Origin of the sequence: Erythrobacter epiphyticus, assembly GCF_034653295.1 — a bacterium.
Taxonomy (GTDB): Bacteria; Pseudomonadota; Alphaproteobacteria; order Sphingomonadales; family Sphingomonadaceae; genus Erythrobacter.
The window spans coordinates 66530-86759 of record NZ_JAYEEU010000004.1; the positions used below are offsets into that span (position 1 = coordinate 66530).

The 20230-nt window shown below is 63.6% G+C and carries 19 protein-coding genes and 1 tRNA gene; 12 read left to right on the forward strand and 8 right to left on the reverse strand.

Going from position 1 to position 20230, the window contains the following annotated elements; all coding sequences use genetic code 11:
• Positions 1-28: 28 nt before the first annotated feature.
• Positions 29-346, reverse strand: a complete 318-nt coding sequence (locus tag SOQ14_RS02345) for a hypothetical protein (protein ID WP_322896437.1) — start codon at positions 344-346, stop codon at positions 29-31.
• A gap of 239 nt (positions 347-585) precedes the next feature.
• Between SOQ14_RS02345 and SOQ14_RS02350 the strand changes: the two genes are divergently transcribed.
• Complete coding sequence (locus SOQ14_RS02350) at positions 586-2889, forward strand: ATP-dependent helicase (protein ID WP_322896438.1); 2304 nt, start codon at positions 586-588, stop codon at positions 2887-2889.
• On the opposite strand, the gene SOQ14_RS02355 is transcribed toward SOQ14_RS02350, so the two are convergent.
• From SOQ14_RS02355 to SOQ14_RS02365, 3 genes are all read right to left on the reverse strand, one after another.
• A complete protein-coding gene (locus SOQ14_RS02355) occupies positions 2886-3686 on the reverse strand; it encodes a sterol desaturase family protein (RefSeq protein WP_322896439.1) in 801 nt (266 codons plus the stop codon). The genes SOQ14_RS02350 and SOQ14_RS02355 overlap by 4 nt on opposite strands.
• 67 nt (positions 3687-3753) lie before the next feature.
• Entirely contained in the window at positions 3754-5190 is a 1437-nt protein-coding gene (locus SOQ14_RS02360) for a DEAD/DEAH box helicase (protein ID WP_322896440.1), read from the reverse strand.
• A gap of 159 nt (positions 5191-5349) precedes the next feature.
• Positions 5350-5883: a hypothetical protein gene (locus SOQ14_RS02365; protein ID WP_322896441.1), complete on the reverse strand. Its 534-nt coding sequence runs from the start codon at positions 5881-5883 to the stop codon at positions 5350-5352.
• A gap of 192 nt (positions 5884-6075) precedes the next feature.
• On the opposite strand from SOQ14_RS02365, the gene SOQ14_RS02370 reads away from it, so the two are divergent.
• Positions 6076-7533, forward strand: coding sequence for an FAD-binding oxidoreductase (locus SOQ14_RS02370; RefSeq protein ID WP_322896442.1), 1458 nt, complete (start codon positions 6076-6078; stop codon positions 7531-7533).
• 140 nt (positions 7534-7673) lie between these two features.
• On the forward strand, positions 7674-8456 hold the full coding sequence (locus tag SOQ14_RS02375; RefSeq protein WP_322896443.1) for a SapC family protein: 783 nt from the start codon (positions 7674-7676) through the stop codon (positions 8454-8456).
• Positions 8457-8520: 64 nt separating this feature from the next.
• On the opposite strand, the gene SOQ14_RS02380 is transcribed toward SOQ14_RS02375, so the two are convergent.
• A complete protein-coding gene (locus SOQ14_RS02380) occupies positions 8521-9516 on the reverse strand; it encodes an N-formylglutamate amidohydrolase (RefSeq protein WP_322896444.1) in 996 nt (331 codons plus the stop codon).
• 110 nt (positions 9517-9626) lie between these two features.
• Here SOQ14_RS02380 and cpdR point away from each other — a divergent pair, with 110 nt between their 5' ends.
• Complete coding sequence (cpdR, locus tag SOQ14_RS02385) at positions 9627-10016, forward strand: cell cycle two-component system response regulator CpdR (RefSeq protein ID WP_322896445.1); 390 nt, start codon at positions 9627-9629, stop codon at positions 10014-10016.
• Between the two features lie 82 nt (positions 10017-10098).
• A tRNA-Val gene (locus SOQ14_RS02390) sits at positions 10099-10173 on the forward strand.
• 75 nt (positions 10174-10248) lie between these two features.
• Here the strand turns inward: SOQ14_RS02390 and SOQ14_RS02395 are convergent.
• The 3 genes from SOQ14_RS02395 to SOQ14_RS02405 all read right to left on the reverse strand — a co-directional run bounded on the left by SOQ14_RS02395 (position 10249) and on the right by SOQ14_RS02405 (position 15792).
• A complete protein-coding gene (locus SOQ14_RS02395) occupies positions 10249-11223 on the reverse strand; it encodes an NAD(P)/FAD-dependent oxidoreductase (protein WP_322896446.1) in 975 nt (324 codons plus the stop codon).
• Positions 11224-11273: 50 nt separating this feature from the next.
• Complete coding sequence (locus SOQ14_RS02400; RefSeq protein WP_322896447.1) at positions 11274-12659, reverse strand: class II 3-deoxy-7-phosphoheptulonate synthase; 1386 nt, start codon at positions 12657-12659, stop codon at positions 11274-11276.
• Between the two features lie 139 nt (positions 12660-12798).
• Positions 12799-15792, reverse strand: a complete 2994-nt coding sequence (locus SOQ14_RS02405; RefSeq protein WP_322896448.1) for a M16 family metallopeptidase — start codon at positions 15790-15792, stop codon at positions 12799-12801.
• A gap of 96 nt (positions 15793-15888) precedes the next feature.
• Between SOQ14_RS02405 and SOQ14_RS02410 the strand changes: the two genes are divergently transcribed.
• The 7 genes from SOQ14_RS02410 to SOQ14_RS02440 all read left to right on the forward strand — a co-directional run bounded on the left by SOQ14_RS02410 (position 15889) and on the right by SOQ14_RS02440 (position 20227).
• Positions 15889-16467 (forward strand): NifU family protein, encoded by a 579-nt coding sequence (locus tag SOQ14_RS02410; RefSeq protein WP_322896449.1) that lies wholly within the window; start codon positions 15889-15891, stop codon positions 16465-16467.
• On the forward strand, positions 16464-17072 hold the full coding sequence (locus tag SOQ14_RS02415; RefSeq protein WP_322896709.1) for a malonic semialdehyde reductase: 609 nt from the start codon (positions 16464-16466) through the stop codon (positions 17070-17072). Before SOQ14_RS02410 ends, SOQ14_RS02415 begins: the two co-directional genes overlap by 4 nt.
• A 54-nt stretch (positions 17073-17126) precedes the next feature.
• A complete protein-coding gene (tsaB, locus tag SOQ14_RS02420; RefSeq protein ID WP_322896450.1) occupies positions 17127-17759 on the forward strand; it encodes a tRNA (adenosine(37)-N6)-threonylcarbamoyltransferase complex dimerization subunit type 1 TsaB in 633 nt (210 codons plus the stop codon).
• Positions 17756-18235, forward strand: a complete 480-nt coding sequence (locus tag SOQ14_RS02425; protein WP_322896451.1) for a GNAT family N-acetyltransferase — start codon at positions 17756-17758, stop codon at positions 18233-18235. The genes tsaB and SOQ14_RS02425 overlap by 4 nt, the downstream gene beginning before the upstream one ends.
• Before the next feature lie 109 nt (positions 18236-18344).
• A complete protein-coding gene (locus SOQ14_RS02430; protein WP_322896452.1) occupies positions 18345-18782 on the forward strand; it encodes a Ros/MucR family transcriptional regulator in 438 nt (145 codons plus the stop codon).
• 175 nt (positions 18783-18957) lie between these two features.
• Positions 18958-19386 (forward strand): Fur family transcriptional regulator, encoded by a 429-nt coding sequence (locus SOQ14_RS02435; protein WP_322896453.1) that lies wholly within the window; start codon positions 18958-18960, stop codon positions 19384-19386.
• The gene (locus SOQ14_RS02440; RefSeq protein ID WP_322896454.1) at positions 19370-20227 is read left to right on the forward strand and encodes a lysophospholipid acyltransferase family protein; all 858 of its coding nucleotides are present in this window, start codon (positions 19370-19372) and stop codon (positions 20225-20227) included. Before SOQ14_RS02435 ends, SOQ14_RS02440 begins: the two co-directional genes overlap by 17 nt.
• Positions 20228-20230 lie beyond the last annotated feature (3 nt).

Consider the following 20230-nt stretch of genomic DNA (forward strand, 5'->3'; position numbering starts at 1 on the left):
TCCCTCATCCAACCGGGCGCCGCGATGCTTACTGCCCTTTCGCGGGAGAGCCCCCAAGACGTGCCTGCAACTGCCGCATCACTTCGTCTCGTTGGGCCGGTTCCATGCGCGAAAGCGTAACCTTGTCCTCATCGGAAAGCGCCCAGAACACTTGCTGCTGTTCAGCCGAGAGTGAGGCATAGAACGCCTTTGTGTCTTCCGGCCATGTCATCATGGCCGACTGCTGCTCGGGTGTGAGGCCATCGGGCGCGGCAGTGGCTTCGTCTTGCAACGCCAGCGCCGGCGGGATCGGCAAGGCGAGCGCTGCCAGAGCAGCGACAAGAACGGTTCTCGAAAATCTACGCATGGGTATCTCCTTTGTTTTCCCCCAAGCGTGACCGCACTGCTCTTGATCGGGATGATGTCCCCTGTTCCGATCAATCGAAGATGCCGACAAAGGCCTGGCCTGCCAAGCCAGCCGTGCGGGCACGCACCCCGGCGGGCACACGGCTCACCCAAATGCGTGGCATTTGTGGGATTAGTCGAAAACGCGAGGAAGGCGGCTTGCGGGTCGCGGCTGCGTTCTCTACCTGTTCAAGCCACACCATGAACAATCCTGCCCCCTCCAGCGCCGGTTCAGACGGCATCCCCGCCTATGCGGCACGGCTCAACGCGCCGCAGCGTGAGGCTGTGCTGGCGACGGAAGGCCCGGTGTTGATGCTCGCAGGCGCGGGCACTGGCAAAACCGCCGCGCTGACGGCACGCATGGCGCATCTGGTGGCAACCCGGCGCGCCTATCCCTCGCAGATCCTTTGCGTCACCTTCACCAACAAGGCCGCGCGCGAAATGCGTGAGCGTGTTGCTGGCCATCTCGGGCCGGGTGCGGAAGGGATGCAGTGGCTCGGCACCTTCCATTCGATCTGCGCCAAGATGCTGCGCCGCCATGCCGAACTGGCCGGGCTCCAGTCCAACTACACCATCATCGACACCGACGATCAGCTGCGCTTGCTGAAACAGCTCATCATCGAGGCGGATCTTGATGAAAAGCGCTGGCCCGCCCGCCAGCTGGCCGGGCTGATCGATCGCTGGAAGAACCGCGGGCTCAACCCCGCCGATCTCGATGCGGTGGAAAACGAAGCCTACGCCAATGGCCGCGGCACCGCGCTCTATCGCAGCTATCAGGATCGTCTGAAGGCGCTCAACGCCTGCGACTTCGGCGATCTGATGCTGCACATGCTGAACATCCTGCGTGCGCATCCCGATATCCTTTCGGATTACCAGCGGCGCTTCCGCTACATCATGGTGGACGAATATCAGGACACCAACGCCGTGCAGTATCTCTGGCTGCGCCTCCTCGCACAGGAGCACAAGAATATCTGCGTGGTTGGCGATGATGACCAATCGATCTATTCGTGGCGCGGCGCGGAAGTTGCCAATATCCTGCGGTTCGAGAAAGATTTTCCCGGGGCGCAGGTGATCCGGCTCGAACAGAATTACCGCTCTACCCCGCATATTCTGGGTGCGGCTTCGGGCCTGATCCGCGCCAATTCGCACCGCCACGACAAGACCTTGTGGACCGAGACCAATGGCGGCGACAAGGTGCGCGTGATCGGCGTGTGGGACGCGCCCGAAGAAGCGCGCCGGGTGGGCGAGGAGATCGAACGGCTAGAACGCGAAGGCGCGCCGCTGGATCGCGTCGCCATCCTTGTCCGCGCGCAATACCAGACCCGCGAATTCGAAGATCGCTTCATCCAGATCGGCGTCAATTATCGTATCATCGGGGGGTTCCGCTTCTACGAGCGCGCCGAGATCCGCGATGCGCTTGCCTATCTGCGCGTGATCGCGCAGCCACAGGATGATCTCGCCTTCGAGCGTATCTACAACCAGCCCAAGCGCGGTCTGGGTGCCAAGGCGCTCGAAAAGATGCACCAGCACGCCCGTCGCATGGATCTGCCGCTGGCCGCCGCCGCGCTGCAACTGGCCGATAGCGATGAACTTCCGGTGCGTGCGGCCAACACCATCGGCAGCCTGATGCGGCAATTCCTGCGCTGGCGCGAAACTGCCGATGATATCACACCCGCCGATCTGCTCAGACTGGTGCTGGAGGAAAGCGGCTACAACGCCATGCTCGCCGCGGATCGCACGCCGGAAAGCGCCGGGCGCGCGGAAAACCTCTCCGAACTGGCCCGCGCGATGGAGGAATACGAAACGCTCGGCGATTTCCTCGAACATGTCAGTCTGGTCATGGATAATGATCGGTCGGATGATGAAAACACCGTCACCATCATGACCATCCATGCCGCCAAGGGTCTCGAATTCGATCACATCTTCTGTGTCGGATGGGAAGAAGGCGTGTTCCCGTCGCAGCGCGCGATTGACGAAGGCGGGCTTGCAAGCCTCGAGGAAGAACGCCGCCTCGCCTATGTCGCGATCACGCGGGCACGCCGGCGCTGCATCATCACCCACGCCGCCAATCGCCGTATCTATGGCCAATGGACGAGCAGCATTCCCTCGCGCTTCATCGAGGAATTGCCGCAAGAGCATATCGAGCAGGAAACCACGCTCACCGGCGGGGCATCGCTGTGGCGCGCGAATTGGCGCGAACAGGAAGATCCCTTCGCGCATGTCGCGGCGGCGCGGCCCGACAAGGTGCAGGCGCGTGGCCCCGGCTGGCAGCGCGCGTTGACTTCGGGTTATGACAAGAACCCCGCCCGCCTGCGCGAAAACACCAGTTCCGCCGCCAGCTTTGCCGCCCCCGCCCGGTCAGACATCGCAATCGGGGCGATGGTCACCCACGCCAAGTTCGGCACGGGCTGTGTCATCGATCAGGAAGGCAACAAGCTGACCATCCAGTTCGAGGAGGCCGGCGAAAAGCGCGTCCTCGACAGCTTCGTGACGGTGGTGGGTTAGGCGGCTGACTGATCGGCCTCGACCGGTCTAGCCGGACGCCGCCAATAGCGCGCTTCGAACGGACGGGCGAATTCCCCGATCAGAGTGCGCGAGCCTTCGGCAATGCCCGTCTCGCAGTTCAGATAGGGCGCGGGATCGATGTATGTTCCGAACAGACGATCCCACAAGGTGATGGTGTTGGCGTAATTGGACCCCATCAGCGCTTCATCGCGAATATGATGCAGGCGATGCGCAGCGGGCGACATCATCACCTTGCCAAAGATGCCAAGGGTCCACGGCACATCGGCGTGGATCAGATAACCCCACCAGGACCGCAGCAGGGCGGCCGTAACGATGGCCCAGATCGGCAGACCCAGCAGCAGCACCGGGATGAGATCGAGCACCAGGCTGAGCAATTCACCGAGCGGGTGCTTGCGATGCAAGGTCAGCCAGTTCATCGCTTCGTCGGCATGGTGGGTGGCATGGATGCGCCAGAAGGCACGGCTATGCTCCAGCCGGTGGCGCCAATAGGCCGCCAGATCGATGATCACGATGGCGATGATCACCACCAGCAGCTTGGGCAGCATTTCCCAGAACGCGGGTATCATCGGCAATTGCGGGATATTGCTGCGGAACAGGCCGAGCGGCACTGTGAGCAAAGGGATCATCACCACGCTGTTGAACAGCAGCAGGCCGAAATTGGTGCCGACCTCGCGCCGGGCGGATTTGAGCCCTGCCCACACCTTGTCCCGTTTGAGCACATAGGCCAGCGCCATGAAAATCAGCGCAATCGGCGCGATTTCCCTAAGGCTTTCCATTGCGGCGGAAACGAACGGTTCCATCGGGCAGGATCACTGCCACAAGAACAGCGAACAAAGCGTTAAGTCAGCCGAACCCGACATCGAGGAAAGCCGGACGCGGGCCGTTCCATTCACCGGCGGGCACGGGTTCATCATCCTCGTGATAGCGGCGCGCGCGCGGCGCGCGCGGGCCACGATCCTCACGCGGCGCATCCTTTTCGCGGTGCGGCTTGCGTTCGGCCCGCTCTTCGCGGGGTTGGCGTTGCTCGCGCGGCTCGCGCTCTTCGCGGGCGCGGCGGGGCTTGCGCGAGGTCTCACGCTCAGGGCGCTCCTCACGCTCTTCGCGCGGGGCTTCGGCCTTGGCGGCTTCGGCGCGGGCGATGACTTCAGACAGATCGACGCGCACGTCTTCCTTGCCGAACACCTTGATCGCACTGCCTGTCAGCTTTTCGACATTGGCGATGGCTTCGGCATCTTCCTCCAACACGAAGGTGAAGGCGCGGCCCTTGGCCCCCGCCCGGCCGGTGCGGCCGATGCGGTGGACGTAATCATCGGGGTGCCACGGCGTGTCGAAGTTGAACACGTGGCTGACACCCTTGATGTCGAGCCCGCGCGCCGCAACGTCGGAAGCGACGAGAATATTCACCTCGCCCGATTTGAAGCGATCCAGTTCCTTCAAGCGGCTGCCTTGATCCATGTCACCATGGATCTCGGACGAACGGAAGCCGTGGCGCTTGAGGCTCTGGTTGAGTTCGCGCACTGTGGTCTTGCGGTTAGCGAAGATGATCGCTGTCTCGACAAGATCATTTTCAAGGAACCAGCGCAACGTCTCGCGCTTGGCCCGGCTCTTCACCGGCACCTTGAAGGCAGTGATATCGGCGTTGGTCGAAGCCGCGCGGCTTACCTCTATCCGCTTGGGATTGTTGAGAAATTTCTTGGCCAGCTTTTCGATCGGGGGCGGCATCGTCGCCGAAAACAGCATCGTCTGCCGGGTTTCGGGAAGCTTCGAGCAGATGAATTCGATATCGGGGATGAACCCCATGTCGAGCATGCGGTCAGCCTCGTCGATCACGAGCAATTCGCAGCCGGTCAGCAGGATCTTGCCACGCTCGAACAGGTCCATCAGGCGGCCCGGCGTGGCGATCAGGACGTCGACGCCTTCATCCAGCGCCTTGAGCTGATCGCCCATCTGCACCCCGCCGATCAGCAGCGCCATCTTGAGATCGTGGTTCTTGCCGTACTTCTCGAAATTCTCGGCAACCTGCGCGGCAAGTTCGCGCGTCGGTTCGAGGATCAGTGAACGCGGCATCAAGGCCCGGCGGCGGCCTGCGGCCATCACGTCGATCATCGGGAGCACGAAGCTGGCTGTCTTGCCCGTCCCCGTCTGGGCGATGCCGATGAGGTCTCGCATCATCAGCACGGTCGGGATCGCCTGCGCCTGAATGGCTGTGGGCGTGGTGTAGCCCGCATCCTCGACGGCTTTAAGCAATTCAGGCGAAAGGCCGAGATCGGCGAAGGTCATGCTGGGTGTGTTGTCCGGATAAGGGGCAGTTATCGCTGCCCGAATGCTTGCCCCCGGGCGATCCTATCGCCAACGGTGCCCGCGCCTTTGCTCAAATGGCGCGCAAAGTCAAGAAATCTGCGGGGTTCGCCCCATAGCGGGCTGCGGCGAAAGCGCGGCTCAATCCTCGATCGCGACCAGCTGGCGCAAGCGCTCGACTTCGCACTTGGGCCCGATGCGCGACTGCAACAGATCGCGTTCCACGCATAGCCGCCCATCCTGATGCCGTTCGACATAGAAGCCGGAGTAGAAATCGCGGGCCCGGCAAGACTTGTCGAGATTGAGCGAAACCATCCGGTTATCGCGCAGGAACAGCACCAGCCGGTTACCGCTGCCGGTCTTGACCCCTGCAATCTCTTCAAGCGGCAGGCACCGGCCGATCCGCTTTTCCTCATAGCGGGTGGTCAGCGCCCGTTCGAAGGCCTGTGCCGCCAGTTCCTGACGATTGCTCATCGGTTGGGGTGAGATTCGCACCACGACCCGCTGTTCGATCCGCACCTGGCGGGCGGTCTGCCGTTCCCACCAGGCCTGCAGCGGATTGAACAGGCCCCAGACTTCGACGGGTGAGGCCACGCCTGCCCGCGCTTGACTGCCCGTTGGCAGACACACGGCGGCCAGCGCGAGCAGCGCTCCCAGAACAGACGCGCGGGGCATGATGGCCTGGCTTCCTCCTGATGTCCCGAATGACGGCGATGGCACGCGGGACGAAGCTGTGATCCCTTGCCTGCCTTATCAGCCATGGTTGAACCGAAAATGAACTGACGCATCGACAGCGGTTGTGCATCATGCAGGTGATGCCGCAAAGCAACTGGTGCACAGCATCGTGGCTGTGGCATACCTCCGCCCATGACAACCGCATCCTCTCTTCGCCGCGATCCCGCCCTGACAGCCCGGTTTCTTGATCGGGTACGCGATCTGCTCGGCCCGCGCGGGTTAACGGATGATCCCGACTTGCTGCTGCCGTGGCTGACCGACTGGCGCGGACGCTATACCGGCCGTGCGCTGGCGATGGCCTCCCCTGCCAGCACCGCGGAAGTGGCCGCGCTGGTGCAGTTATGCGCGGAATTCGGCGTGCCGCTTGTCCCACAAGGCGGCAATAGCGGAATGGCAGGCGGGGCGACGCCGGATGCCAGCGGCACGGCGATCATCCTCTCGCTGCGGCGGATGAACGCAATCCGCACCCTGAGCGCGGATGATGGGCAAGTCATTTGCGAAGCCGGTGTGGTGCTGCAAAGTCTCCAAAATGCGGCGGAGGCGGCGGGCATGCGCTTCCCGCTGACGCTGGGCGGCAAGGGTTCGGCGACAATCGGCGGGCTGATCGCCACCAATGCCGGCGGCACGCAAGTGCTCCGCCATGGGACGATGCGGGCACAGGTGCTCGGGCTCGAAGCCGTGCTGGCGGACGGGTCGGTGTTCGATGGCCTGGCGGTGCTCAAGAAAGACAATCGCGGGTTTGATCTCAAACAGCTGCTGATCGGCTCGGAAGGCACGCTGGGGATCGTCACAGCGGCCTGCCTGCGGCTGCTGCCCGCCCCGACCGGGCGGGTGACGATCTGGGCCGGGCTGGCTTCGATCACCGCGGCGCGCAGCGTGCTGCAACGCCTTCAGGCGCGGCTCGGCGATGTGCTCGAAGGGTTCGAAGTCGTGCCCGCGCATTGCCTTGCCAGCGTGCTCGCGCATCAGGCAGGCGCACGCGCGCCCTTGGCGCAGGCCGATCCGTGGAATGCGCTGATCGAGTTTGTCACCAGCGGCGATGATCCTGTGGCCTTGCGTGAGGCGGTCGAAACCGTGCTGGGAGAAGTGCTCGAACAGGGCCTGATCGCGGACGCGGTGATAGCCGCCAACGAGCGCGAGGCCGAAGCCTTCTGGGCGCTGCGCGATGGCATTTCGGCGGCCGAACGGGCGCTTGGCCCGGCCATGCAGCACGACATTTCCGTGCCGGTCGAAAAGATGCCGGAATTCATCCTTGCCGCCAGTCCTGCGCTTGAAGCCCGCTTTCCGGGCTGCCGCGCTGTTGCCTTCGGCCATCTTGGCGATGGCAATGTCCACTTCCACGTGCTCGCCCCTGCTGGCGCGGTTGCCGGCGTGTGGGAAGAAACCGAGGGCAAAACCATCAGCGCAGCGGTGCATGATCTGGTGCGCGACTGGGGCGGTTCGATCAGCGCCGAACATGGCATTGGCCAGATGAAGGTGGATGAACTCGCCCGCCTCGCAGATCCGGTGCGGCTTGGCATGATGCGGGCGATCAAACAGGCGCTGGACCCTGCCGGACTGCTCAATCCGGGCAAACTGTTGAGGGCCTGAACCGGATTATCCGCTGCGGCTTGCACCGTGCTGCGCAAAGCCCTAAAGCCCCGCCCATCCGGTGGGCGGGCGGATATGCTGCTGGTCGCACGGATAGTGTTCAAGGGCTTGTCCGGCCCACTATTCTCGGAGATGACTTCATGGCCAGCGCGCCGCAGCCGACCCTTCCGCTCTTTTACAGTGATCTTATTCCGCTCAACAGCCGTGATCACACCGACTGGAAAGTCGGGCCGCTGGAAAACGCCGCTTTCATGGCGAACACCCACGCGATCCCGCTGACGGTGGAGGAATTCGTCGACGCGCAGCGCCATTTCCCGATCGTGTTCACTGTCGGCGAAAACCCGGTGCCGATCGCGCTGCTGGGCCTGAACGAAGGCGTCAACACCTTCATGGGCGATGACAACAAGCTGGTCTCCGAAGTCTATCTGCCTGCCTATGTGCGCCGCTATCCCTTCATGCTGGCGCGGCTCCAGCCCGAAGCGCAGGAACTGTCGCTGTGCTTTGATCCGTCGGTCAAGAACATCGGCAAGAATGTCGAAGGTCAGGCCTTCTTCTCGGACAAGGGTGAGCCGACCGATTACACCCAGCAGGTGCTCGAGTTCTGCCGCCAGTTCGAAGAAGCCGGTCAGCGCACACAGGCCTTCATCAAGGTGCTCGACGACCTCGGCATCATGATGGACGGCGAAGTCGCGATCACCCGCAATGATCAGCCCGACACGCCCTTCATCTATCGCGGCTTCCGCATGGTCGATGAAACCAAGCTGCGCGAATTGCCCGTCGAAAAGCTCGAAGAAATCAGCAAGAACGGCATCCTCATGCTGATCCATGCGCACCTGTTCTCGCTGAACCTGATGCGCCATATCTTCGAACGCCAAGCGGCCATGGGCAAGATGCCCGCCATTCCAGCTGCTGCCGTCAACTGATCCATCCGTGATCACGCGCGCCCGTCGCTTGCCCCTGATGACAGGGCGCAGGCGGCGGGCGTTGCTATTCAGCCGCCTCAAGCATGCTGCGCGCCTGCCCTAGCGCCGCGGTTTCCTGGCCGAGCGCATAGACCAGCCGCGCGAGCAAGGCCGCAACCCCTGCCGCCGCCGGGGTCAGTTCGGCAAAGCTATCATCGAGATAAAGCGATCGGCAGACCTCGATCTGCAGGGCGTGAATCCCGGACTCGGGCGCGCCGTGACTATCGAGCACATAGCCGCCTGAATAGGGGCGGTTCTGCGCGGCGGGCACGCCTTCGCTTTCGAAGAAGCTCAAGCCCCGGCTCACCAAGGCATGATGGCACGAAGCCCCGAACCGGTCGCCGAGCACCATGACCGGCGCCGGCGTGGGTGAATCGCGCTGGGTGAGCGGCGGCATCGAATGCAGGTCGATCAGCAGCGCCGCGCCCCAGAGGTCGCGGATACGCTGCAATTCTTCGGCCAAGGCGCGGTGATAGGGTTGGTGCACATCGGCAATCCGCCGATCGAGTTCAGCGCGCGGCAGGCGTGTGCGCCAGATTTCCCCATGCCCGGGCAAGCGCCGGGGGATCAATCCGAGACCACTGCGCGCGCGGTGATTCGCCCCGGGTGCCGCAACCGGCCGGGCCAGCCGCGGGCCTTCGATCATCTCCCAATCAATATCGCTTTCCGCCCGGTTGAGATCGAGCATCGCGCGCGGCGCATGGGCGCGCAGCAGCGATGCACCTGTCGCCTCGGCGATGGCGGTGCCGAGTTGATCGACATGGCGATCCTCAAGCCGCAGCCGGCACAGATCGGGCGCGCGCATCCGCGCGAGCAGATCAGCCGGATAGGCGCGCCCGCCATGCGGCACCGCGACCAGCACCGGCAAGCCAGGCGCGGTCGGGGCATCTAGCGTGAAGGCCGGATCGGAAAGGCCATGGGCCGTCCTGCCACCCTGCCGCCTGATCCGTTGGCTGGCTTCGGCCCCTTGCGGCACCAAGGAACCATCGGAATGCTGCGGAAGATCAGGGTGCTGAGCCATGCCAGCCCTGTGCTGCCTTGATTGCTCCGGCTTGTCAAAGCGGCAATCGCGCAAGCGGCAGCGGATCGCGCACAAAGATTTCTTAAGGCCCTCGTGCTAGACGCCTCGCCATGAAAACACTTGTTGCACCGCGTATCCTTCTTGCCGAAGACGAAGAGGCCATGCGCACCTACCTTGCCCGCGCGCTTACCAATGCGGGTTACGAAGTCTGCGCCGTGGAAAGCGGTGTTGCAGCGCTGCCCTTGCTGGAAAGCGGCGATTTCGATTTGCTGGTCTCGGACATTGTCATGCCCGAAATGGACGGGATCGAGCTTGCACAGCATTGTGCCGAGATCAGCCCGCGCACCAAGGTGATGTTCATTACGGGTTTTGCGGCGGTCAGCTTGCGCGCGAGCCGGGAACAGCCCTCGGCCAAAGTGCTCTCCAAGCCGTTCCATTTGCGCGATCTCGTGCTCGAAGTGGAACGCATGTTCGAAAACGCGCGAGAAGCCCAACCCTGATCATCGCGCGAATCGCTTGCGTGCCTCGCGTGCTTGGGTTAAGGGCGCGCTCCGCCTGCAAGGGCGCGCTGTTCGATAGCGTGGGCGTATAGCTCAGTGGTAGAGCACTGTGTTGACATCGCAGGGGTCGGAAGTTCAATCCTTCCTACGCCCACCATCGAAACAGCCTGAAAAACCCCGCGTTGGTGCGGGGTTTTTTATTGGCTGAAAGCTCGCCGCCCAGCCGTGCCGGTCAGCAGGCTTGCGGCGCTACCCTTTCGTGCAAGATCGCATTCGCCAGCTTGCGGCCCGACAGCCAGGCCCCTTCAACCCGCGGGCTGTGCAGGTAATCCCCCGCAATCCCGATGCCCGCTGCCGCATCGAAGCGCGCTGGCTCAGCCGCGACAACGCCGGGCAAGGCATAAAGCCAGCGATGCGCATCGCAGTGGACAAGCTCGGGCAGGCACGCCAGACCAGCAGCCGTGCGGAAATCCTCCAGCAGCAGCGCCGCAACCGCATCACGCGGCATGTCGAGCACTTCGCGGCTGCGCGCTGGCGAGGCGTGGATCACCCAGGTTTCCAGAGGAGCCCGCTGCGGCTTGGCAGCGTTGCGCGCGGCCCAGCTGATGGGCCCGTCACGACGCAGGCAGGCCTCGGTCAGCGGCAGGGGTTCGGCAAAAGCCACCAGCACCGCCCAGCACGGCGCAGACGTGACAGCAGCGGGCAGCGCGGCGAGTTCGGGCGCGGCTGCGGCAAGCAAGTCATGCGCCTGCTCGGCCGGAACTGCAACCACGACACACCGCGCGGTGATCTCGCCCGCATCGGTCGTCACGCGCCAGCTCGTGCCTTCTCTGGCAAGCTGCGTGGCGCGCACGCCCCATCGCACATCAAACCCTTGCGCCATCGTCTTGAGCGGGCCGTTCATGCCGGGCGTGCCAACGAAGGCCTTGTCACCGGCGTCGGGCCAAGGCGCTGCTGCCCCCGCCTCCTCCCAAGCGGCGACTGCGGCACGAAACGCCGGATCGCGCGCGGTGAAATATTGCGCGCCGTGATCGAAGGAAATGTCTGCGCCGGCAATCGTCATGCGGCGGGATGCCATCCGCCCGCCGGGACCGCGGCCCTTGTCGATCAGCACAGGCGCCAGCCCCGCATCAGCCAGATGCCGGGCGCAGGACAGGCCCGCCATGCCTGCGCCAATAATCAGAATGTCGTGATGCGTCGTTTCCATGCCCGCCCAACGCGCGGGGGCAGAGCCGGTTTCCGCTTGCGCGGCGACAATCAGGCCGCGTCAGCCGCAAGTGCCGGAGCGCGCTCGCCCGCGGCTTCGTTGAGCATTTCTGCGACAAGGAAAGCCAGCTCAAGCGATTGCTCGGCATTAAGGCGCGGATCGCAATGGGTGTGGTAGCGATCGCCCAGCCGTTCCTCGGTGATGGCCACCGCTCCGCCGACGCATTCGGTCACATCCTGCCCGGTCATCTCGATATGGATGCCACCCGGATGGGTGCCCTCGGCACGGTGCACCGCAAAGAAACCACGCACTTCTCTGAGAATGCGATCAAACGGCCGCGTCTTGAAGCCATTATCCGACTTGATGACATTGCCGTGCATCGGATCGCAGCTCCACACCACCGGATGCCCTTCACGCTCCACCGCGCGCACCAGCCGTGGCAGGCCTTCCTCAACCTTGTCGTGGCCAAAACGGCTGATCAGCGTGATCCGCCCCGCCTCGCGGCGGGGGTTGAGCGTGTCGAGCAAGGTGAGCAGTGCATCAGGCTCGAGCGAGGGGCCGCACTTCATGCCGAGCGGATTGCCGATGCCACGGGCGTATTCGATGTGCGCCGAACCGGGGAAGCGGGTGCGATCCCCGATCCACAGCATGTGCGCGCTGGTCGCATACCAATCGCCGGTGAGCGAATCCTGCCGCGTCATCGCCTGCTCGTAAGGCAGCAACAGCGCTTCGTGGCTGGTATAGAAGCTGGTGCCCTTCAATTGCGGCACCGTGCCGGGATCAACCCCGCAGGCTTCCATGAAATCGAGCGCTTCGCCGATCCGGTCGGCCATTTCCGAGAACTTCTCGGTCCACGGCGTGCGGCCCATGAAATCAAGTGTCCACTGGTGGACCTGCCGCAGATTGGCATAGCCCCCGCCGGCAAAGGCGCGCAGCAAGTTGAGCGTCGCCGCCGCCTGCGAATAAGCGCGCACCATGCGCGCCGGATCATTACGGCGTGCGGCAGGATCAAATTCGATCCCGTTGATATTGTCGCCCAGATAGCTCGGCAGGGTCACGCCATCGATTGTCTCGGTCGGCGACGAGCGCGGCTTGGCAAACTGACCCGCCATGCGTCCCACTTTCACCACCGGACGCTTGCTGGCGAAGGTCATCACCACGGCCATTTGCAGGATCGCGCGGAAGGTATCGCGGATATTGTTGGGATGGAATTCGGCAAAGCTTTCCGCACAATCCCCGCCTTGCAGCAGGAAGCCGTGGCCGCGCGCAACCTGCGCCAGATCGGCCTTGAGCGCGCGCGCCTCACCCGCGAATACCAACGGCGGATAGGACGCAAGCGTCGCTTCTGCCGCAGCGAGCTCCGCCGCATCCTCGTAATGCGGCAAGTGGCGCGCTTCGTGGGTCTGCCAGCTTTGCGGGGTCCAGGTCTTCGTCACTTTGCAAGTCTTCCAAATGTCATCAGGCCATATGGCAAGAATGTGCGGCACATTCCAGCCGCGGGCCGCGCCGCTACAGGAGGCGCGTTAGATTTGTAAAGCCTCAATGCCTCCTGCGACAATATTATTTCTCGTCCGGTCAGCGCGCCCGGGCATTACCCCGGCTGTTGCGCCGGGCAGGTTCGGCAGCAAGTGTCTGACCTTGCGGGATCACCGCCAGCCGCAGCGGTCGGCGCTGGGTGAAATAGCGTTCCGCCAGAAACTGCATCACTTCGGGCGTGGTCTGCGTGTAATCAACCAGCAGCGAGCGCAGCAGCGCGACGCGCTGGGGATCAAAGCTCGCGCCCTCGAGATTGTAGAGCCAGAACTGATTGCCGGTCGAGGCGCGCTGGATCATCTGGCCAAGCGGCCCGGTGACGCGCTCCAGCTCGTCCGCCGCGGGTGGGTTTGCCGCGAGGTCGCGGGCAATCCGATCAGCCTCGGCGAAGAAGATCGGCACGAAATCCGGCTCAAGCTGGGCGAGCGCGGTGATCCGCCCGCCGCTCTCGACATCGGTGGGCCAGTTTGAAAACACCTGCGGCGAATAGCTCGCCCCGGCGCGTTCGCGCAGCGCATCGAGCAAGCGGTTGTTGAACAACTGGGTGAGGATTTCGAGCTGGCGGGATTCGCGGATGCTCGCCATCCCGCCCCCGCTCGGCCAGATCACGGCGGCGGCGGCCTGGTTGGCATCGCCGCGGTGATAGAGCACGCTCGGCCCGTCACTCGCCTTGGCAAAGCCGGGGACCCGCGCCGCGATCTCGGGTGCAATCGGCTCACGCGGTGGCAAGGCACCGAAAGTCAGGCGCAGCTGTTCGGCGATGGCTTCGGGATCCACTTCGCCGAACACGAGCACTTCGACCGGGCCCTGCTTCAGCAGCGGTTCCCACACCGCACGGAAGCCTTCGGGCGTGGCGGCCTCAAGAGCTTCAGGCGATGGCGTGGCGAAGCGCGCATCATTGCCCGTGGCGACAAAGTCGAGATCGCGCTGCAACACCCCGCCGGGGCTCGTCGAATAGGTGTTGTAGGCAAGCCCTGCGGCAGCCTTGGCGCGGATCACCGGATCAGCATCCCAGCGCGGATTGGCGAGCTTGGCTGCAAACAGATACAGCTGGCCCGCGACATCATCGGGCCGGGTTTGCGCGGTGAAGGTGAACACCCCTTCCCCGATCGCGAAATCGAAGCCGAGCTTGCGCCCGGTCGCCAGGCGATCCAACTCGTTCTGTCCCAGCTCGCCAATGCCCGAGCCGACCAGCGCGGCTTCGCCGAGCGAGGCATAGACCGCATTGCTCTGGTCGAACGCGCGTTGCCCGGCGCCGAACCGGACCCGCACTGTCACGCGCCCCGGTTCGGCATCGCTCGCCCACACCAAGGCGCGCACGCCATTGGCGAATTCGATCTGCTCCACCTCCAACACCCCGAGCGGCGCACGCTTGGTGATTTCGCCGGGCGCGCCGACAGGCGGCAAATCGGCAAAGGAAATGCTCTGCGCCGCGAGCCGCGCACTGGGATCAATCACAACCTCGCGGGCCAGCGCGAGCCGCAGGGCGCTTTCATCGGCCTCACCCGCCACCGGGGTGACATAGACCGATCGCAGCACATCGCCATCGAACAGCCGCCGCGTGCTGGCGAGGATTTCCTCGGGGTTGAGCCGCGCCTTCATCCCGCGGAACACCGCGAGCACCGTGCCGGGTGCGGCAACGGTTTCGCGAATGTCGACCGCATTGACGAGCGTGTTCGCCAGATCGGCACCCGATTGCACGGGCGCCTGTTCGACTTCATTGGCAAAGACGACGTCGAATTCGGCCACTTCGCGATCGATCTCTTCCTGCGTCGGCGGCTCGGCGAGCGCATCGGCAATCACCCCGCGCACATCATTGAGCGCAGCCTGCCAATCGCCTGACAGCGGGGCGAATGTGATGAAGGTCGCATCGGCGGAACGCGAGATATTCTCCTGCCGTGCCTGCGCATAAAGGAAACTGCCACCACCGCGGGCGCGCGCTTCGAGCCGCCGGTTGATGATCGCCTGCGCCACGGCATCCAGCAGCAGCCCTTCATTATAGACGATCGTGTCATTCTTGGGGCGCCAAGGCCGCATCACGGCATAGGTGAGGCTGCGGGGCAGATCAGGCTCGACCGCGACGGCCAGTTCGCCCAGCGGCGCGCCGATCACGGGTTCATCGGTTGCGCCCTTGGGAACAACCGGATCGCCGAAATTCGGCGCAACGCCCGGCGTGCCCGAACCTTGCCAATCCCCGAACCACTGTTCGACAAGGCCTGCCAGCTCCATCGGATCGGCATCACCGGCGACCACGATCACCGCATTTTCCGGGCGATACCAGCGATCATAGAAGGCCCGCACCTTGCGCCCGGTTGCCCCGCGCAGGGTTTCCTCGGTGCCGATCGGACTCCGGCTGGCGAGACGTTGCCCGGCAAACAGCGTGCTGCGCGTCAGATCAGACACGCGCTGCCCGGCACCGCCGCGCTCGCGCTTTTCGGCAAGCACAATCGGCAATTCGGCGCGCACATTGGCATCATTCAGCACCGGCGCGCGCACCATGCCCGACAGCAGACGGAAGCTTTCGGACAGCTTGGCGCGGTCAATATTGGGGATGTCGAGCTTGTAGGCGGTGTGCGTCGGGCTGGTTTCGGCATTGGCATCGCTGCCGAATGTCGCCCCGAGCCGCTGCCATGCGGCAATCGCCGCACCCTGCCCGAGATACTGGCTTTCGCGGAACAGCAGGTGTTCGATCAGGTGGGCATAGCCTTGCTCGCTGTCTTCCTCGTGGAGCGAACCGGCGTCGATCCGCACCCGGATGGCGACCTGCCGAGGCGGCACGCCATTGCGCCGCACCGCATAGCGCAGCCCGTTGGGCATCTCGCCGAACAGCCATTCTTCATCGACCGGAACATCACTGCCGCGATAGAGCCAGGGCACTTCGCCCTTGGCCTGAAGCCAGCGCGGCGTGGGGATCGCATTCTCCGCCGCAGGCGCGGGCACGGTGGCCTCGCGGGTCTGGGCAAGCAGCGGGGACGCGAGCGCGAGCGGCGCTGCAAGCAGAAAGAGGGCGCGGCCCGCCCGATCAAGCATGGTCATGGAGCCGATTATAGGGGCGCAATTTCTGAAGGGATAGTGAATGACGACAGGATTGCGCGCTTGAAATCCGACAAGATCGGTCTTAAATCGCCAGCCATGTTCATCGAAACCGAAACCACGCCCAACCCGGCGAGCCTCAAGTTCCTTCCCGGCAAGACCGTTATGGAGGTTGGCACCCGCGAATTTTCCTCGCCCGAAGCCGCGCAAGCGAGCCCCTTGGCACAGGCCATTTTCGACACGGGTGATGTGGTCAACGTGTTCTATGGCTGGGACTTCGTAACAGTCACCGCCGCCCCCGGCGCGGATTGGACCGCGCTCAAGCCGCAGGTCATCGCGATCCTGCTTGATCATTTCGTGTCCGAAGCCCCGCTGTTCGCAGGCGGCAGCGCGGCCGGCATTGCCGTGCCGCCGGAAATGGATATGGCCGTGGAAGAGCGCGCGGAAGATGCCGAAATCATTTCCGCGATCAATGAATTGCTCCAAACCCGCGTGAGGCCTGCCGTTGCTGGCGATGGCGGCGATATCGCCTATCGCGGCTTTCGCGACGGGGTCGTTTATCTCACTTTGCAAGGATCATGCTCGGGATGTCCGTCGAGCACGGCGACGCTCAAGCACGGCATCGAAGGGCTGCTCAAGCATTATGTCCCCGAAGTTGTCGAAGTGCGCGCAGCCTGATCATGCAATTCCACGATCATGCCCTCAGCGCCGACGCGCTGGCCCAGCTTTTCAACGAAGCGCGCAGCTATAATGGCTGGCTCGACAAGCCCGTATCGGACGCCCAGCTTCATGCGATCTGGGATCTGATGAAGATGGCGCCGACCTCGGCCAATATGCAGCCCGCGCGCATCGTGTGGGTCAAATCGGCGGAAGCGAAAGCGCGGCTCGCGGATTGCGTGATGGAAGGCAACCGCGCCAAGGTGCTCGCTGCGCCCGTCACCGCGGTGATCGGCTATGATATCGACTTCCACGAGGAACTGCCTTGGCTGTTCCCGCACACCGATGCCAAAAGCTGGTTCGAAGGCGATGAAAAAGGGCGTGAGGAAGGCGCGTTTCGCAATTCCTCGCTGCAAGGCGCCTATCTGATGTTGGCCGCCCGCGCGCTCGGGCTTGATTGCGGGCCGATGTCGGGGTTCGATCCGGCCGCGGTAAACGCCGCCTTTTTCGCCGATGAACCGCGCCACCGCGTCAATTTCATCTGCTCGGTCGGCTATGGCGATCCGGCAAGCATCTTTGATCGCTCGCCCCGCCCTGATTTCGATCACTTCAATCGCATCGCCTGACGGCGCACAAAGCCTCCTTGCATAGCGCGGCAGGCTGAGGCATCGGCGCTGTTCATGCGCACCCTCGCCATTGAGACGGCCAGCGAAGCCTGCTCCATCGCCCTGTTCGGGGCCGATGGCGCCGTGCTGGCGCACGATCACCGGGTGATCGGGCGTGGGCACGCCGAGGCACTGGTGCCGATGATTGCCGCGCTGCCCGACAAGGGGCAGGCGCCGCGCATCCTCGTTTCGCTTGGCCCCGGCAGCTTCACCGGTGTGCGGATCGGATTGGCGACCGCGCGCGCGCTCGGCCTCGCGTGGGGGGCTGAGGTGCTCGGCTATCCGACGCTGGCGCTGGTCGCCGCAATGACGCGCCAGCAACAGGGCGACAGCGCGGTGACTGTCTGCATGCATGGCGGACATGGCGAATGGTTTGTCGGCGATTTTGATGCGCAGGGCCTGCCCCAAGGTGACACGGCCTCACTCACGCCCGAAGCAGCACTGGCGCGGCGCCCCCACCCGCTGATCGCAGGCAACCGGGCCGAGCCTTGGGTTGCCCAGCGCGGAGATGGCATCGCGCTCGCGCTGCTGCCTGATGCCAGTCAGGCGCTTGCCGTTCCCGAAGCCCTGCTGACCCGCGATCTCGCACCGATCTATGGCCGCGGCCCCGATGCCATGCCGCTGGCGCAACAACAGGCCACGCCATGACGCCCTGCCCGCGCCAGCTTGACCGGATCATGCAGGTGATGAGCGTTGCTTTTGATCCGGCTTATGGCGAGGCATGGAACCGCCGGCAGGTGAGCGACGCGCTGACGCTGGCCAGCACCCACGCGCTGGTCATCAGCACCGAGGGTACCCTCATCCCCGACGGCCCAAGCCGGCTGATCCCGGCCGGCTTCACCCTCACCCGCCACGCCGCCGATGAGGAAGAATTGCTGCTGATCGCAGTCGATCCGCAACATCGTCGTCGTGGATTGGGCGAACAATTGATCGGACACTTGTTTGATGCGGCACGGCAACGCGGGATTACTCGCGTCTTTCTTGAGATGCGCCGCGGCAACCCTGCGATCGCCCTTTATGGTAAATTGGGATTTGCTCCGATTGGTGAGCGACTCAACTATTACCGAACGCCAAGCGGGGAACGCATCGACGCTATTACTTTTGGCAAGACGCTAGAGCCTTGATAGGGTCGGGACATTCCTCCACAATTTCAAGGAGTCCTCTTGCAAAAGATGAAATTCTGCGGCATTTGGGAATCCTTAAAAAATAAGGTAGTGTTACCACGAGGAACTCATGCAGAACTTGGAATTCGAAATGAAGGAAACCCTAATCACGCTGACAAGCGATATTGTCGCAGCGCATGTCAGCAATAACGATGTTGCAGTGGGTGACCTGCCGGGGCTTATCACCAATGTTTACTCTGCACTTGCAGGGCTTGGTGAAGCGGCGCCGGTGGTGGAAAACCGGCCTGAACCGGCAGTATCGGTCCGGTCTTCGGTGAAGCCCGATTACATTGTGTGCCTTGAAGATGGCAAAAAGCTCAAAATGCTTAAGCGTTATCTTCGCACCAATTACAACATGACCCCGGAAGAATACCGTGCTCGCTGGGGCTTGCCGGCTGATTATCCGATGGTCGCACCCAATTATGCAGAGACCCGCCGCGATCTCGCCAAGAAAATCGGTCTCGGGCGCAAGCCAGGCGCGACAGCGAAGACCCGGCGCGCCAAGTAAGGCAAGGCGGCACCGCGCGCGCTGACAGGCTTGGCTCCAGCCCGGATCACGTCGCCCGCGCGGTGCTCGTCCACCGCTTTTTCCCGCTTGGCTTGAGCCCATTGGCAAGGCCCGGTAAAGTGTCGCAACCATTTCCATCAGGCGGGTGCCGATGGTGCCCGGGGCGGAGCGTCTTTTGAGCCAGAAAATCGATCTTGAGCAGCTGTGTGCCGAAAAGGGCCTGCGCATCACCGAACAGCGCCGGGTGATTGCCAAGGTGCTTTCCGACAGCACCGATCATCCCGATGTCGAACTGCTGCACGAACGCGCCTCTGCCATCGATTCCAAGATCTCGATTGCCACGGTTTACCGGACAGTGCGCCTGTTCGAGGAAGCGGGCATTCTTGATCGCCATGATTTCGGTGATGGCCGGTCGCGCTATGAACCCGTTCCCGAAGCCCATCACGATCACCTGATCGATGTCGAGACCGGCAAGGTCGTCGAATTCGTCGATCCCGAAGTCGAAGCGCTCCAGCGCCAGATTGCTGAACGGCTGGGCTATCGTCTCGTCGATCACCGCATGGAGCTTTACGGCGTCAGGCTGTCCCGTGAAGAGCGCAACTGACGCTGCCTTGCGCGCGGCGGCCGCGCGCGGGGAAATCACCCCGGTTTCACTGGGTGGCTGGCTGCGGATCGGATTGCGCGCCGCCGCCCTGATTGGCCTTCTGCTGGTGTTTGTGCCGCTGCACTACGCGTTCCGCACGCTCGCCTATGGCTCGCCCTTCCCGATGCTGTTCCTGCGCTATGCCGCTCGCGTGTGCGGGGCGCGGGTGGAAGTCATCGGCACCCATCTCAAGCGCGATGTCTTCTTTATCGCCAACCACGTTTCATGGATGGATATTCTGGCGCTCGCCGGTGCGAGCGGCACAGCCTTTGTCGCCAAGGCCGAACTTGCCGAAGCACCGGTGGTGGGATGGCTCGCCAGCCTCAACCGCACCGTCTTCGTGAAGCGCGAGAACCGGCTTGGCGTCGCCGAACAGATCAACGCGCTCAAGGAAGCCTTGGAAGATAACTGGTCCGTCACGGTCTTTCCCGAAGGCACCACCACCGACGGGCAATCGCTGCTGCCGTTCAAGACCTCGATGATGTCGGTGCTCGATCCGCCGCCGCCCGGCGTGCTGGTCCAGCCGGTGGTACTCGACTATGGCGAGGTTGCCGAGTGGATCGGCTGGATCGGCGAGGAAGGCGGCCTCAACAATGCCAAGCGGGTGCTGGCGCGCAAAGGCTCCTTCCCGCTCAAGCTTTATTTCCTCGAACCCTTCAGCCCGGAGCATTTCCGCGGCCGCAAGGCGATCAGCAGCGAAGCCCGGGCGCGGATCGAAGAAGCGCTGGGGGAGATCCTTGGCAAGCCGCTGCGCCCATTTGCGCACGCGGTCGCCCCGGTGCGTTACCAGCCGCAGGACTAGCGC